At 39.1% G+C, this 15,190-nt stretch carries 14 protein-coding genes; 4 read left to right on the top strand and 10 right to left on the bottom strand.

All coding sequences use genetic code 11. The features are described 5' to 3' along the window. Positions 1-696: DUF5131 family protein (locus ACEW8O_RS20490; RefSeq protein ID WP_373496495.1), on the top strand; the 696-nt coding region annotated here is incomplete at its 5' end. A gap of 240 nt (positions 697-936) precedes the next feature. On the opposite strand, the gene ACEW8O_RS20485 is transcribed toward ACEW8O_RS20490, so the two are convergent. From ACEW8O_RS20485 to hsdR, 5 genes are read right to left on the bottom strand one after another with little or no spacing between them, the layout of a single operon-like run. Then, positions 937-2,463 (bottom strand): hypothetical protein, encoded by a 1,527-nt coding sequence (locus ACEW8O_RS20485; RefSeq protein WP_373496494.1) that lies wholly within the window; start codon positions 2,461-2,463, stop codon positions 937-939. Positions 2,464-2,504: 41 nt separating this feature from the next. Beyond that, the gene (locus ACEW8O_RS20480) at positions 2,505-4,238 is read right to left on the bottom strand and encodes a restriction endonuclease subunit S (protein WP_373496493.1); all 1,734 of its coding nucleotides are present in this window, start codon (positions 4,236-4,238) and stop codon (positions 2,505-2,507) included. 3 nt (positions 4,239-4,241) lie between these two features. Continuing rightward, positions 4,242-5,681: an N-6 DNA methylase gene (locus tag ACEW8O_RS20475; RefSeq protein ID WP_373496492.1), complete on the bottom strand. Its 1,440-nt coding sequence runs from the start codon at positions 5,679-5,681 to the stop codon at positions 4,242-4,244. 14 nt (positions 5,682-5,695) lie between these two features. Then, positions 5,696-6,235: a Fic family protein gene (locus tag ACEW8O_RS20470; protein WP_373496491.1), complete on the bottom strand. Its 540-nt coding sequence runs from the start codon at positions 6,233-6,235 to the stop codon at positions 5,696-5,698. Position 6,236: 1 nt separating this feature from the next. After that, entirely contained in the window at positions 6,237-8,615 is a 2,379-nt protein-coding gene (hsdR, locus tag ACEW8O_RS20465; protein WP_373496490.1) for an EcoAI/FtnUII family type I restriction enzme subunit R, read from the bottom strand. A 208-nt stretch (positions 8,616-8,823) separates the two neighbouring features. On the opposite strand from hsdR, the gene ACEW8O_RS20460 reads away from it, so the two are divergent. Further along, on the top strand, positions 8,824-9,852 hold the full coding sequence (locus ACEW8O_RS20460) for an LLM class flavin-dependent oxidoreductase (protein ID WP_373496489.1): 1,029 nt from the start codon (positions 8,824-8,826) through the stop codon (positions 9,850-9,852). On the opposite strand, the gene ACEW8O_RS20455 is transcribed toward ACEW8O_RS20460, so the two are convergent. Further along, a complete protein-coding gene (locus tag ACEW8O_RS20455; protein ID WP_373496488.1) occupies positions 9,833-10,150 on the bottom strand; it encodes a hypothetical protein in 318 nt (105 codons plus the stop codon). The genes ACEW8O_RS20460 and ACEW8O_RS20455 overlap by 20 nt on opposite strands. Further along, entirely contained in the window at positions 10,150-10,944 is a 795-nt protein-coding gene (locus ACEW8O_RS20450; RefSeq protein ID WP_373496487.1) for a hypothetical protein, read from the bottom strand. The genes ACEW8O_RS20455 and ACEW8O_RS20450 overlap by 1 nt, the downstream gene beginning before the upstream one ends. Positions 10,945-11,157: 213 nt before the next feature. On the opposite strand from ACEW8O_RS20450, the gene ACEW8O_RS20445 reads away from it, so the two are divergent. Continuing rightward, entirely contained in the window at positions 11,158-11,535 is a 378-nt protein-coding gene (locus tag ACEW8O_RS20445) for a type II toxin-antitoxin system HigA family antitoxin (protein WP_373496486.1), read from the top strand. A gap of 25 nt (positions 11,536-11,560) precedes the next feature. Here ACEW8O_RS20445 and ACEW8O_RS20440 read toward each other — a convergent pair whose 3' ends face one another. The 3 genes from ACEW8O_RS20440 to lhgO all read right to left on the bottom strand — a co-directional run bounded on the left by ACEW8O_RS20440 (position 11,561) and on the right by lhgO (position 14,345). Continuing rightward, positions 11,561-12,394: an MBL fold metallo-hydrolase gene (locus tag ACEW8O_RS20440; protein WP_373496485.1), complete on the bottom strand. Its 834-nt coding sequence runs from the start codon at positions 12,392-12,394 to the stop codon at positions 11,561-11,563. Between the two features lie 112 nt (positions 12,395-12,506). After that, positions 12,507-12,902, bottom strand: a complete 396-nt coding sequence (locus tag ACEW8O_RS20435; RefSeq protein WP_373496484.1) for a hypothetical protein — start codon at positions 12,900-12,902, stop codon at positions 12,507-12,509. A 240-nt stretch (positions 12,903-13,142) separates the two neighbouring features. Beyond that, positions 13,143-14,345 carry an L-2-hydroxyglutarate oxidase gene (gene lhgO / locus ACEW8O_RS20430; protein WP_373496483.1) on the bottom strand — a complete coding sequence of 401 codons (1,203 nt, stop codon included), beginning with the start codon at positions 14,343-14,345 and terminating at the stop codon, positions 13,143-13,145. Between the two features lie 206 nt (positions 14,346-14,551). Here lhgO and ACEW8O_RS20425 point away from each other — a divergent pair. Then, positions 14,552-15,190, top strand: a 639-nt coding sequence (locus ACEW8O_RS20425; protein WP_373496482.1) for a TGS domain-containing protein, incomplete at its 3' end; no start/stop codon positions are given.

Here is a 15,190-nt window from a genome sequence, read left to right as displayed (position 1 = left end):
ACTTGGAATCCTGTCACAGGCTGTACCAAGATCACAACAGGCTGCAAATTCTGCTATGCAGAAGTCATGACCAAGCGACTGAAAGCCATGGGCGTGGAAAAGTACAAAGATGGATTTAAAAAGGTCAGGATCCATGAAGATGCCTTGGGAATACCCTATACTTGGAAAAAGTCCAAGGTAGTGTTTGTGAACTCTATGTCTGACCTATTTCACAAGGATGTGCCACTGGAATTTATCCAAAAGGTATTTCAGGTAATGAATGACAATGGACAGCATGTTTTTCAAGTGCTCACCAAGCGAGCGGACCGACTGGCTGAAATCAGTCATCTCTTGCCTTGGGCACACAATATCTGGATGGGAGTGTCTGTGGAAGATGAAAGGGTTCTTGACCGAATAGACTTTCTTCGTCAATCCGGTGCCAGGGTAAAGTTTCTTTCCTGCGAACCCCTGATCGGTGCACTTCCAAACATGAATTTAAATGGGATAGATTGGGTCATTGTAGGAGGGGAGAGCGGTTATAAAGCCAGACCCATGAACCCAGATTGGGTAATGGATATTCAGGAACAATGTCAGAATGCAAAAGTCGCATTCTTCTTTAAACAGTGGGGCGGTAAGAACAAAAAGAAAGCCGGTAGAGAACTTAACGGGCAAACTTATGATGAGATGCCGGATGTGGAGTTGGAGAAGTATATTTAAGTGCCTTTAATCATCAAATCTAAAATTTCCCTTTTTGATTCGTTTGAAAAGTATTTGATTCAAATTACCTAAACCTAATTCTTTTCTCATTTGATTGATTAGAGATTGAAATTCATTTTCCACAAATTCTCCAAACTGCCTACTCTATTTTCAACATTTGTGTTTACGAAAACGAAATACCAATAATTCAAATGTTAAGTTTGATAAAATTATTCGCGTAAACGGATATTCCTTGATATTTTAATATCTTTTTTTAGAACTTAAATCAGCTACAAATAAGCTAATTAAAAATATACCCAGTGCAGCTTTGAATACTCTCAAGGCAGAATTAAATTTATTTTCTGGGTCTATTTCAAATTTGCCAAAAAAGTTGAAACTATTTTCTAAAAGTATTTGATTAAAAGTTAATGTATCTTGAGTGAGATAATTCAAAAATGAGAAAATAAAAATTAATGGAATGAAAGACAGTAGGATTCTAAAAGGTTTTTCTCCAAATCCTCTAATTGCGAAATTAATAATATCTTTAGTTAGAATAAAATAATGACCTAATACTAAAAAAAAGAATAAAACATAATGGATTGATTTTTTAATTAAATTAGTTTTTTTTCGATTTTTTTGGAATGTAAAATATCTAATAGTTTCATTAATTAAAGTAGGTTCATTAAGGCCTTCCCTATCCTCCTTAAGGTAGTGAATGATTCTGGTTTTCTCGAGTAGCCTACTTTTTCTTTCTAAATAATAGTAATTCCCTGAATTATAATAATCACCAGAAGAGTTATAAATATTTTTAATATTAGCATAATTTTCTGATGCCCTTACGGTGTAAATAAAATCAGAGTTTTTAAATTTAATAGAATTATAAAACCTAAAAAACTCACAATTTATAAAACTGCATCCGATTACTTCACTTTTATCAATATATTCCGGGTTTTGCACTAATGATCTAATATTTGAATTTTCAAAATGACAATTAAATAATTTTGAATCTTCAATTTTAAGTCCTTCTAAATTCGAATTATAAAAATGTAATCCAGATACAGTAGTATTTATAATTGAAACATTCGAAAAAGAACAAAAAAACAAATAGCAATCACCACTAAAAAAAGAGTTTTTAAATATTGCAAAATCAAAATTTAAAAATTCCAAATTTTTTGATTCTCCATTAAAGCCTCCTCTGGAAAACATCATCAAAGGCGAGTTTATCACAATCTGTGTTTTTTCAAAAATGGAGCCAATATTCAGAAGTCTTAATTCATTATTAATCTTAAATTCAGAAGTATTGCCTCGTGTGCTTTTACTAGAATTTCCAAAAATTGAAATTTCACTTAGGTGTTTAGGTTTTTCCTTTCTGTGGATTAGCCAATCTAGATAACTTTTAAAAGATTTTAAAACATTAACTTTGCCGTAAAATTCAGGCTTACTTTTAAATATTTGAAGTTTTTTTGAGTCTAAATATATCCTTTTTTTATCTTCTTGTATATCTAAATCTGATTCAGTAATATAAATTGGACCTTTGTTTTTTCCTATAAATCTGGCTGGTCCAAAAAAAATTAATTCTTCGTCAAGTATATTTTCTTCTTGTTGCCATGTTTTAAATAAATATAAATTTTCTTGTAAATATGAAACTATTCTTGGGAAATCAAATTCTCTTCTCCATTGATTAAAAGCTGATGGCTCCATACAGAGCAAAATTCTTGGATCAATATCAGGGTAAGAATATTTATCTACCTTTGATATATTCGGGATTTGTTCACTTGTCCAATTCATCAGGTTTCAATATTTTTTTTAAAAATTAATAATTTAAAGACCTAACCTTCCACCACCTCCCTCAAACAACTCTGCATCCATTTTTCCTGCATGGTTTGATGGGTTTCTATTTCCTGTTCTAGTTTATCCCATAGTGCCATTAAAGAATTGACTTTTTCTACAATGGCTTTTTGTTCTTCGAATGGTGGAATTGGAATTACTGATGCTTTCAATTTTGTTAATGTTACTCTTGTTATTGCTACACCGGACATTCCTTCTCTCATTATATCATAGTAATATGGGCTTCTCATAACTCTTAAAAGATATTCATTGAGGATTACGGTAGGTAATTTGAGGAGGGCGACGCTTGATAACATACTGAACTCTTCATCTAAATCATTAATGCAACAGATTCCAGTGGTAGCCCCATCTTTAATATAAAGTAAATCACCTGTTTCTGGGTTACATCTAGCATAAATTTCCCTATGAGCTTTTTCTGTCACATAAGTTATGTTGGATAGTTTGATGCCATTTTCTTTTATGTTCTTAGCTGAAACATATTTGAAATCTCCATTTTCTAAATTAAGTGGTGAATGATGTGTACCATCAGTAATCTTCAACATTGAATTACCAAGGTATTCCCAAACCCACCCCTCGGGTAAATCAAAAGGTATTTCTTCTTCTGAAATCTCAGGCAGTCGTTTTTCCTTCTTAATCTTTCCTGCTTTGATCAATTGTTCTTTTTCGACTTTGATTTTTTCAAGTAGAGTTGAAGCAGGCTCGACTTCGACTCCCCTCTTACAGGCAGTAGTTCTCCAATGATGCGTCAACTTCCCCTGAACAGCCAATTGCAAAATGCCTTCCCGAAGTTTTTTGATGTTTTCTTTTTCGGTAAAGAAGGTACCGAAATGTTGTTGCAAAAATGACCACTGACTAGCGGTATCCTGTTCTGCAGCCTGGGTCAATTGGTTCAAAGCAGAAGTCACAAAGTCTGACTTCAACTGAATCCGCTCTTTTGTCAAAGCTTCCAATTGCTCCACTTCAGCAAATAATTGATTGACAACTTCTACAATGGCTTTTTGTTCTTCGAGGGGTGGTAAAGAAACTAACAATCCTTTTAGTGCTGTGGCATTCACGTTTGGTTGACCAGTTCCCTGCGAGTTTTCAGAAAGTTGTTTCCAATAGTTGGGAGATTCTAGCCATTGCTTAATATATTCTGGAAAAACTTGCCTCATTGGAATTGCTCGAATTAAATAGGATGCAAAAACGGAATTTACATTTACTCCTTTAACTTGATATGACTTTCCGATGGTACCACCAGTTCTTGCTATTAAAATGTCATTTTCTTCTAGTTTATACTTTAGAAAATCCTTTTCTTTTATGTCACAGTCAGGTACTCGATCCCAATTGACTTTATTATCTTGAATATCAGTTATTCGAAGCATTCTTATGCCACCAAAGGTGTGTAGCGCAGAAGCCGTGTATCCATAATGAATTTCTCGGTTTAAATCTCCCAAGGTGCACCAAGTCCAACTATTAGGTAATAAATAAGGAATCTCCTCTTCCGAAATTTCAGGAAGTGGTTTTTCCTTTTTGATTTTCTTTTCCTTTATAAGTCTTTCTTTTCCTTCATTAATTCTTTCCAACAAAAACGAAGCAGATTCTACATCTGGATTGTCCATTCTCCATTGCTTTGTCAGTTTCCCTTGTATCGCCAATTGTAAAATCAGTCCTTTTAGCTCCTCTGTATTTTTGGGATGCAGGGTCAATTCCTTAAAATGCTCTAATAACTGCATGACTTAGCGTAGGGCCTCTGTTAAGACTTTGATAATCTCGTCTTGAATGTCTGAGATCTTTTTTTCGGTTACTTGATACTTTTTCAGAAGGACTTCAGGACTTTCCAAATCATCGGCTACCTGATGTGGGTTTTTGATATCCAGGTTATATCCCCGGTTTTTGATTTCTTCAGCAGAAACCTTCCATGCATATTGGCTATAGGCTTCATTTTCCCGGTCATTCCACCAGGCTTTTTCCAAGTCAAATTCTTTGATATGGATTGGTTTGCCCTTGTTGTAGCTCTTGACGCCATCCGGATAGGGATGCTCAAAGTACCAGATGTCTTTGGTCTGTTGTCCTTTTTCGAAGAACAGCAAATTAGTTTTGATCCCGGTGTATGGATTAAATACGCCATTGGGAAGGCGCACGATGGTGTGCAGGTTACAGCGCTCCATCAGTTCCTCTTTGATTCGGGTTTTGACACCTTCACCAAATAGTGTCCCATCCGGCAAGACTACCGCGCATCTGCCGCCATCTTTCAGCAATCTGATAATCAGAGCCAGGAATAGATCGGCTGTTTCCTTGGTCCGGAACTTCTGTGGGAAATTGGTTTCCGTCCCATCTTCTTCCACACCGCCAAAAGGAGGGTTGGTCAATATGATATCCACCTTATCACCCGCTCCCCAGTCCGCATAAGGTTTGCTTAGCAGATTATCTCTACGCACGGCAGGCACATCGAAGCCATGCAGCATCAGGTTGGTCGTGCAGAGCAAATGGGGCAGCGGCTTCTTTTCTATCCCACGGATGGTGGCTTGCAGATCGCGTTCGTCTTGGTCGTTTTGAACCAATTTCTTCTTATGGTCTATGGTACAGGTAAGGAATCCTCCTGTGCCGGAAGCCGGGTCGAGAACAGTTTCCTTGAGTTGGGGATCGATGATATCCACCATAAACTGTGTTACCGCCCGTGGAGTATAATACTCTCCGGATGAACCCGCAGACTGCAATTCCTTAAGGATCGTTTCGTAAAGGTCATTGAACAAATGACGGTCTTTGGAACTGTTGAAATCGATGCGGTTGATCTGATTGATGACCTGACGGAAGAGGGTTCCGTTTTTCATGTAATTGTAGGTGTCCTCAAATACAGAGCGGATAATTTTGGCCTGAGGACTTATGCTGAAATCCAGTTCTTTCAAGGCAGGGAACAACTCGTTGTTGATAAAGTCCATCAGGGCATCTCCTGTCAGCCCTTCTTCATTGGCTGCCCAAGTTTGCCATTTCAATCTGTCTGGAATCGGGCTTTGATAGCCCTCGATGGTGATTTCCCATTCTTCTTCCTTATCTGCAAAAATCTTCATAAAGAGCATCCAGACCATTTGCGAGATGCGCTGTGCATCCCCATCTACTCCTGTGTCTTTCCGCATGATATCGCGGATGCCTTTGATATTGGTGGTGATTGTGGTCATCTAATTTTCTTATGCTAGTTTTTTTTACTGAGTAATTGCAAAAAAGCGATTCCCCGCTTGGTTATTCTGTATTGTTGGTTTTTACTTTTTGGCTTTTCCGGGATTGTCCATTCTATGAGCTCTTGTTCTCTTACTTTTTTTAAAACCTCGTAGAGATGTTTGGTGACTTCTTTTTGACCGAGTTGGTCGGAGATCACTTGGGTAGGGGACTCTTTAGTTAATAAGATTTTTAAAACTTTAGTATAATAGGACTCCTGTTGCAACTCCTGTTGTAACTCCTGTTGCAACTCCTGTTGTAACTCGTGCTGAAACTCGTGCTGCAACTCGTGCTTTAGCTTTATTAGATAAAGGTTTTTTACAAATGTCACTCTGAAAGCCATCCCAGGTTCACTCCAGAGAAGTTTTATTTCAGGATATTCCTTTAAATCATCAGCGATCAACTGCAATCCATTGCCCCATTGTTCAATTTTGGCAAAGTCTGCATTAGTTGGCAACATTTCTTTGAACTCAAGTCGTCTTCCTTCAGGTAATTTTATTTTATCTGCTAATTTCAATTTACGCCGATTTATAAATTTCCTTTTCCAATTCTTTTATTGCTTTCTCAAAGTCCTTCCCTTTTCCAAAAGCCCTAACCAATTCTACAGGCGAGCCTAATTGATTGAGCGGCTGAACTTTGAGGATGGAACCCTGTTCGATGGTAGTAATTCCCTCTTGTTCATACTTATCCAAGAGCGCATTGAGCACCGCTTGGGCTTTTTCACTGTATTTCGCAAAGTAATTTCTTTTGCGCACTTGTTCAGCTCTTTCTTTTCTGGTCAATGCTGGCTGGTCAAATGCAATATGGCAGACCAAATCAAAATCGTCCAAATCTTTACCAACTTCCTCTCGAAGCGCTTCCAATAAAATCCCCTGTTCAGCTAATTCCGCTAAAAGAACTTCCTTCTTCTCCGCCTCCGTCCACCGCTGAATAAATGCATCAAGCGAGCTGAAATTCTTATCTATATTCTTTCTGGTATAGTCTTTCAAAGATTCTGTGATCAATCTCCCATCCGCGGCAAAGTATTGGATGCGCTGATTGATGACTTTTACTTCTATATCATTGACATAGTACTTTATTGGTTCGGTGTCAGGGTCAGGTTCATGTATATTGATATCGGTAGAAGAAGGTCCTTCCCATGTTGGTTCAGGTTCCCTAAGCTCATTGCCATCACCATCTCCTATTTCCGGATACAATGGAGGTACAGGGGAGTCTTCCAATCCAGGTTCGTAGATCTGAACAGGTTCCCCGTCAAAATCCGGATCAGCAAATAGGTTGGTGGCCTTTCGGAAATCCATAATGGTAAAGTACAGTTTTCCTTCGGCTTCCCTGATTCTGGTACCCCTTCCGACGATCTGTTTGAATTCTGTCATCGATCCGATATTTGCTTCCAGCACAATCAGTTTGACCATTTTGGTATCGATGCCTGTGGTCAGCATTTTGGATGTCGTCGCAATCACCGGGAATCGCTCTTCAACATCTGTAAAGTTGTCCAACTCGCGTTTCCCAACTTCATCGTCTCCAGTGATTTTGACAACATAAAGCGGGTGCTTAGAAACCAAATCAGCATTGGCGTTGATCAACGCCTGTCGCATGCGTTGGGCATGTTCTATGTCTATACAGAAGACAATGGTTTTGGCATATCGGTCTGTAGCTTTTAAAAACTCGGTAATTTTATCTGCAATCAGCTGGGTTCTTTGATCGATAACCATTTTCCGATCATAGTCTTTCAGGTTATATATCCGATCTTCGATTTCATGGCCAAATTTGTCCAACATTCCTGCTGAGGGCCGCCACCCTTCATCCAGATTGGTGGTAAACCGGACCACTTTGTAAGGAGCCAGAAACCCATCCATAATCCCTTGTTTTAGGGAATAGGTATAGACGGGCTCTCCGTAGTAGTCCATATTGGAGATGTCTTTGGTTTCCTTTGGGGTGGCCGTCATACCTATTTGGGTGGCTCCTTCAAAGTACTCCAAAATTTCCCGCCACGCAGAAGCCTCCGAAGCTGAGCCCCTATGGCACTCATCTACAACAATCAAATCAAAAAAGTCCCTGCTAAACTCTTTGTATGCATTCTTCTCTTCTTCATTGCTTGTCAATCCCTGATAAAGGGCAAAGTAGATTTGGTAGGATTTATCAATCTTCCGGTTTTTGATGATATGCATGATATCATTTCCAAAAGGGGAGAAGTCCCCATTTTTGGTCTGCGTAAGCAGGGCATTTCTATCGGCCAGAAAAAGGATCCTCTTTTTGATCCCTGTTTTCCACAGCCTCCAGATCAAGTTGAAGGCAGTATAAGTTTTCCCTGTTCCTGTTGCCATTACCAGAAGGATTCTATTTTTTTCTTTGGCTATGGCTTCAATGGTTCTGTTGACTGCATTTGCCTGATAGTATCTCAGGTTCATGCCGGAATCATCCACAAAGTAATCCTGCTCCACTATTTCCCGTTCTTTAGGTGATGCTATTCCTTTGAACTTTAAATATTTTTCCCAAAGGGTTGAAGGGGAGGGAAATTCATTTAATGGGATTTCTTTTTCTCTTATTTCAGGATTGGTTTTGTCATGAAAAACAAAGGAGTCACCGTTGGAAGTAAAGACAAAAGGAAGCTGGAGTATTTCGGAATATTCCAAAGCCTGCTGCATGCCTGAACCTATCCCTTTCTTGTTATCCTTGGCCTCGATAATGGCTAGCGGAATATTGTTTTTGTAATAGAGAATATAATCAGCACGTTTTCTTGTTCCCCGGGTATGGAGAGAACCTTGTACAATGATTCGTCCATCGGTAAAGAATACTTCTTCACGGATTTGCTTTTGTATATCCCACCCGGCATTTTTCAATGCAGGTGTAATGAACTTGGTGCAAATATCTCGTTCAGTCAGGCTTTTTTTGTACATCAGAAAAAATCAGAAGAATTAATATAAGTCTAAATATATTAGTTTGAAGCTTAAAAGAAAATTAAATCCCAAAAATCAGAAGAGAAACAAATCAATCTGATCTTGAAATTCATAGACAAATTGAGTAAACGATAATCCAAGAAAAATTGGAGTTAAAAAAAACGCATATGGAATTAATATATATGATATTTCCTTTACCAGAATAAGAATGAAAAATCAAGATATAGCGTATTCCATTTTAGAATTAGCAATTGTTCCACAAAGTGCTACGATTAAACAGACGCTAAATAATTCACTGGCTTTGGCCAAAGAAGCTGAGACCTTGAATTACAAACGGTTTTGGTTTGCGGAGCATCATAATATAGAACATATTGGCAGCAGTGCTACCTCCATTCTCATAGGGTATGTGGCAGAAAATACAAATACCATAAGAGTAGGATCAGGTGGCGTGATGCTTCCCAATCACTCTCCATTGATTATAGCCGAACAGTTTGGAACATTGTCCCATTTATATCCCAAAAGGATAGATTTAGGGATTGGTAGAGCTCCGGGTACAGATCAGCAAACAGCACAGGCCATAAGGTCTGATTTTATGAAGGCCGCACACTCATTTCCACAAGAAGTAGATAAAATCCAGAAATACTTTTCCATAGAAAATAAGCATTCAAAAGTAAGGGCTACCATAGCTGAAGGCACAGATGTACCCGTTTATATATTAGGTTCCAGTACAGATAGTGCGCATCTGGCAGCCAAGAAAGGTTTGCCTTATGCTTTTGCAAGCCATTTTGCTGCAACACATTTATTCAATGCATTCAAAATTTATCACGAAGAATTTCAGCCTTCCCGATTTCTAAAAAAGCCATATACCCTTGCAGGGATAAATGTTTTTGTAGCTGATACTGATGAAGAAGCTGAACAATTATTTACCACCTTGATCAGGATGTTTTTCGGTGTATTAACAGGTGCCAGGGAACCGTTACAACCACCGACGGAAATGAACCGGGAATTGAAGGAAATCATGAACCATCCTTCTATGCAACCATTCCTGAAATATTCCTTTGTAGGAAGTAAACAAACTGTCAAAAAGCAAATAATAGAATTTGTTTCAAACACCGGGGTGAATGAGCTTATAGCTGTATTCACCATGTATGCCCTAGAAGACAGAATAAAATCTGCAAAATTTTTTGCAGAAGTTATGAAGGAAATAAATGAACAGGTCAAGGAAGCAGGTCGATGACATTCGAAGCAAAATCATTCATGCTAAATTCTCCTTTGGGGGTAAATCCAAGCCGGACTATTACCAAATCTTTTGAGGGAATGACCAAAATCCATTGCCCTTCAAATCCACCTGCATAAAAAGCATCATTAGGCAGTTTGGAAAAAATTTTATCATCAGGATTGTTGGATTTGCCGGCATTGAGCCACCATTGCGCGCCGTATTCCCCCATTGGAGCGGCAGTCACCGGAGTGGTGGCAAATTCCACCCATTCTTCCGAAAGGACCTGTTCTCCAAGCCAATTTCCTTTGCCCAACATCAGCAAACCCAATCTCGCAAAATCCCTCGCCGGTGCAAAGACAAAGGAAGAGCCCACGAAGGTTCCGGAAGCATCTTTTTAGCCTGAAGCATGTTTTTTAAACTGATGGCCTTCCTTTCATCTGTCCATTCCGGAAGTAAGCCGGTTTGATCCAAATTAAAAACACCCTTGTCCACTTGTAAACCGATCAAGCTGCTCACAATGCTCTTTCCCATAGACCATCCGGTATGTTTCGTTCTAATGCCATGGTCATTGCCGTAGCCTTCTGCCACCAATTGCCCTTTGTGCAATACGACAATCTTATGTGTCAAATGGGTCTTTTTGACCGAATCCTCAAATTCGATGTCAATCAAATCCTGAATCTTCCGGTATCTGTTCAAGATGGAATCATTGAGCTTGTCGCCGTTTGGCCAACTCACCGTGTCCTGACCCCAATTGGGTTTTGGTACTTCATAATAAACCTGGCTTCTTACCTCGGCTTCTACCATGCCTGACAACAAAGTACAGCCCTGTCCATCGCGGTAGATGGCCACCCTCGGTGCCAGGCCAAAAACACTACCGGTAACTTTTTTTCTTTCCCTGTCTACTTTAAAATCTCCCAAGCTGATCGGGAAAGACCTCAACTCCTGGCTCATCACCGAATTCTCGTCCCGCTCTGCGAGGAAAATACAACTGCACATGATCTTGGAACCATAGGAACTGATCAACGGGAATGATTTCCATGCATAATTGAGTCCATAGCCTAGTCCTACTATGAGGATCAAAAGGAATCCATAGATGATTTTCTTTTTCATTGGGTTGGTGGTGGGGGTGAGGGTGATGATAAAAAGAGAAATTTTAAATTTTCCTTAAATGTAAATTTTATTCAAATTGACTGATCAAAAATCAGTAGAAATGTTCAATATTCTATCGGTTTAATAAATTTCATTTCCAAAAGGAGCGTTTCATAGTTCTTCAAAGTTTTCTTATCTTATGAAGTACAACTGGACTAACTCAATGTAGGCAACATGAAGAATTTACAAATAATTGAAACAGAAAAGGATTATAAAAAGGCTTTGCAACGAATTGAGCAGCTATTTGATGTTCCTAAAGGTACCCCTGAATCTCAGGAGCTACAAATCTTGGTGTTACTGGTAAAAAAGTATGAGGCTGAAAATTTTGATGGAATATCATTGCCTGATCCAATTGATGCCATCAAGGTGAGAATGGAAGATTTGGGATTAAAAGCCAAAGACCTTGTTCCTGCGATTGGAGATAAAGGTACCGTGTCAAAAGTTTTAAACCGAAAAATCCCACTTTCCTTGAAAATGATCCGAAACTTGTGCCAAATCCTTGGTCTTCCAGCGGAGGTACTTATTCAGGAAATTCAATGTGAAGTGGTCTAGATTTTTAATGAAATAGCTTAACCCATCACCCCAAGTCAATTTCCATTCCCTCCCTTGCAAAGTCAAAATCATCAAAACCAAAATCGGTCTGCTTTAACTTACTAAAAATGACCTCGAGTTGTTCATCGGTCCGGGAGGGATCATGGTGGAAAAATAAAAGGCGTTTCACTGCTGCAATTGAAGCCAATTTAATTGCATCTTCCATACTGGAATGTCCCCAACCTGTTTTTTCCTTGTATTCATATCCAGTATATTGGGCATCATGAATCAACAGGTCAGCGTTTTCGACAATATCAAAACCCGATATCCATTTTTTATCAGGGATGATTCCTGACGGTCCCAAAGCGGGTTCATGATCAGGGATAAAAGCCACAACAGCATGATTCCCTTTGATACGGTAGCCTACAGTTGGACCGGGATGGATCACATACCTAGATTCAATAGAAAAAGGGCCAATTTCAAAACTGCTGTTGGAAATATCATGAAGAACCAATGTGCAGGGAAGATCCCGCATCAACACGGGGAATAGTGGGGGTGAGAGAAATTTGTTCAATCTTGAATTCAGACTCTGGGTAGCGCTCTCGGGTCCCCAGATATGTACTTCTTTATTAGGATCAAACAAAGATCCGAAAAATCCAAGGGCCTGTATATGATCAAAATGAAGATGTGTCAGTAAAATATCAATCCTGTTGGTGGGTTTTTCCGGTAATTTGGCTTTTTGCATGCCTGAACCTGCATCCAAAATAAGCATCCAATCGTCTTCAACCACTGTAACACAGGAAGTATTTCCTCCATAATAAGAAGTTTCGGGACTTGATGTGGGAATTGAACCCCTGACTCCTTTGATTGAAACTTTCATGTGTTTATAATTTGTTTTTCATTGGTCACATAGCTTGTCCCGAACTTGATTCGGGAGAATCTCGCATAGTTGCTGATCATTACTCTGATTGCCGTTCTCGGAATGCTCGATTTCATGTATCTTTTGTTTCCCAGAAAATAGCTACTGCACCAAGAAATTTACCCATTCGACCTATTATTGGGTAGGAGGTGACGGAAATTTTTTCAATTTTGCCCATCAGGCTTTCGATCCAAAAAGCCCTGTGGTGAGGAAGTTGGTCATTAAGGGTCTGAACCAAAGGCAGGCCTTCTGGGGCCAATGGATTTTTTTCTTCATCCAATGGTTTGAAAATCGTTGACCATGTTTCAACTTTCATTTCTCCTGTATCTCCAAAACGCGTTCCCAGGATTAATTCAGCCGGTTCGTTATAAAAAATCAAATTGCCAATTGTATCAGTGATAAATACCGGGATCGATAGGCAATCCGCCAATTGACGGTTTAGGATAATTTCTATTTCATGTGAGGCCATTTTGGTAGAGGAATGTCTTACATAAATATAAGAAAACAATTTTAGATAAAAGGTTGCTACATAATCTTATTCCTATTCTTTAATCGATATAAGCTCTGCCACGGCAGACAGGTTTGCGATATAAATGGAAATAGGACTTCGGCGATATAATTCTCCAGATTCAACTCTAATTGATAATAATCTAATGCTATGATTACCAGAAATTATTTCAATTATATTTCGAATTATTTCTACTGTATTTCAATTAAACCTTTTCAAAACCAATTCACTGACAGTCCCCCCAATGGCCAAGGAACTTGTGGCAGCAGGGGAGGGGGCATTGAGGACATTGATGGCAAAGTCATTTTCCCTGATGCAGAAGTCATCCAAAAGTCCTCCTGTACGGTCGCAGGCCTGGGCACGAACGCCTGCACCGCCGTCCACCAAATCGGATTCCTGAATATCCGGAATCAGTTCTTTCAGGGCATTGGTAAAGGCCGTTTTGGAAAATGAGCGGTACATTTCACCCATGCCGGTTTTCCAATATTTGGCAGCTACTTTCTGAAATCCCGGCCATGCCAAGGTTTCACTCAGTTCAGCCAGGTTGACTTGTGAACGTTTATATCCCTCTCTTTTAAAAGCCAATACTGCATTTGGTCCCGCTTCCACGCCTCCTTTCATCATCCGTGTAAAGTGGACCCCCAAAAATGGAAAATTAGGATCAGGTACAGGATAGATCAGGTTTTTGACAAGGTATTCCCTTTCCTTTTTGATCTTATAATACTCTCCTCTGAAAGGAATGATTTTCACATCCAATGTCTCTTTTTGATTCATCTGGGCCACTTTATCTGAATATAACCCGGCACAGTTGATGACCAGCTTGCAGGTAAATTCCTGTTGCTCAGTTTTGATTGAAGATGATGTATTTAAATTATTTATTTTCAGTACCTTATGATTAAAAAAAATCTCCCCACCAGGTGATTGGAATTTTTTAGCATAAGCTTGAGCAACAACTTTATAGTCTACGATTCCGGTTTGTGGTACGTGGATGGCAGCCACTCCTGCACAATAAGGTTCATATTCCTTCAGTTCATCCAAAGTAATGGAACGCGTACCTTTCAATCCATTTTGAAGCCCTCTATCCAGCAATCCATTCAAAACAGGAATCTGTTCCTTTTTGGTAGCCACGACCACTTTTCCTGTCAGTTCGAATGGAATGTTTTCCTCTTCGCAGAATTTGATAAGCTCATGATAACCACTGATGCAATTGGTCGCTTTCAACGAACCAGGTTTGTAATACAAGCCGGAATGGATAACTCCGGAGTTATTGCCTGTCTGATGTTTGGCCACTTCGGATTCCTTTTCCAGAATAGCGACTTTAAGTTCCGGCCTATGTTCTTTTATTTTCAATCCTGTGGCAAGTCCAACAATCCCCCCGCCAATGATAATGATGTCGTATAGCATGAAATTTTAAGCTTTGGACAAATATAATGGTGTTTGACAATAGATTGAAAGAGGAGGGTAAGAGTTATATATATATTTAGTAGCTTTAAAAATAAACTAACCTTATTGCCTTTATCTTTTATAAACCCACAATCAATTCGCATATTTGCACCTTAATTAAGCATCTGTTTGTAAAGATGCCATGTTTCATGTATTTAATATTTTAAATGTCTAACCAACAAATCAAAATTACCCTGCCGGATGGTTCGGTCAGGGAGTATGAAAAAGGAGTTTCAGGGTTACAGATTGCACTTAGTATCAGCGAGGGTTTAGCCAGAAATGTACTTGCAGCAAAAGTTAATGGGGAAGTTTGGGATTCAAACAGACCTATTCATCAGGACGCAAAAGTCCAGTTATTGACCTGGAATGACCCTGAGGGAAAAAATACTTTTTGGCATTCTTCTGCCCATGTCATGGCAGAAGCTTTGGAATCACTCTATCCCGGAGTGAAATTTGGTATCGGTCCTCCAATCGAAAACGGATTTTATTATGATGTTGATTTTGGTGACAAGCCATTGGAAGGTGCCGAACTGGAAAAAATTGAAGCCAAGATGATGGAATTGGCCAAATCAAAAAGCGAATTTATCAGAAAGGATGTCTCGAAATCCGATGCCATTGCATACTTCAAAGAAAAAGGTGATGAGTATAAACTGGACCTTTTGGAAGGTTTGGAAGATGGATCGATCACTTTTTATGAACAAGGCAATTTTGTGGATCTCTGCCGTGGACCACATATCCCAAATACAGGTTTTATCAAAGCAGCCAAGCTTTTGAACATTGCCGGTGCCTATTGGAGAGGGGATGAG

This window comes from Aquiflexum sp. (assembly GCF_041749095.1).
In the GTDB taxonomy this organism is placed as follows: domain Bacteria; phylum Bacteroidota; class Bacteroidia; order Cytophagales; family Cyclobacteriaceae; genus Aquiflexum.
The sequence above is the reverse complement of the archived record's forward strand: the minus strand, read 5'-3'. Positions and strand labels throughout refer to the sequence as shown.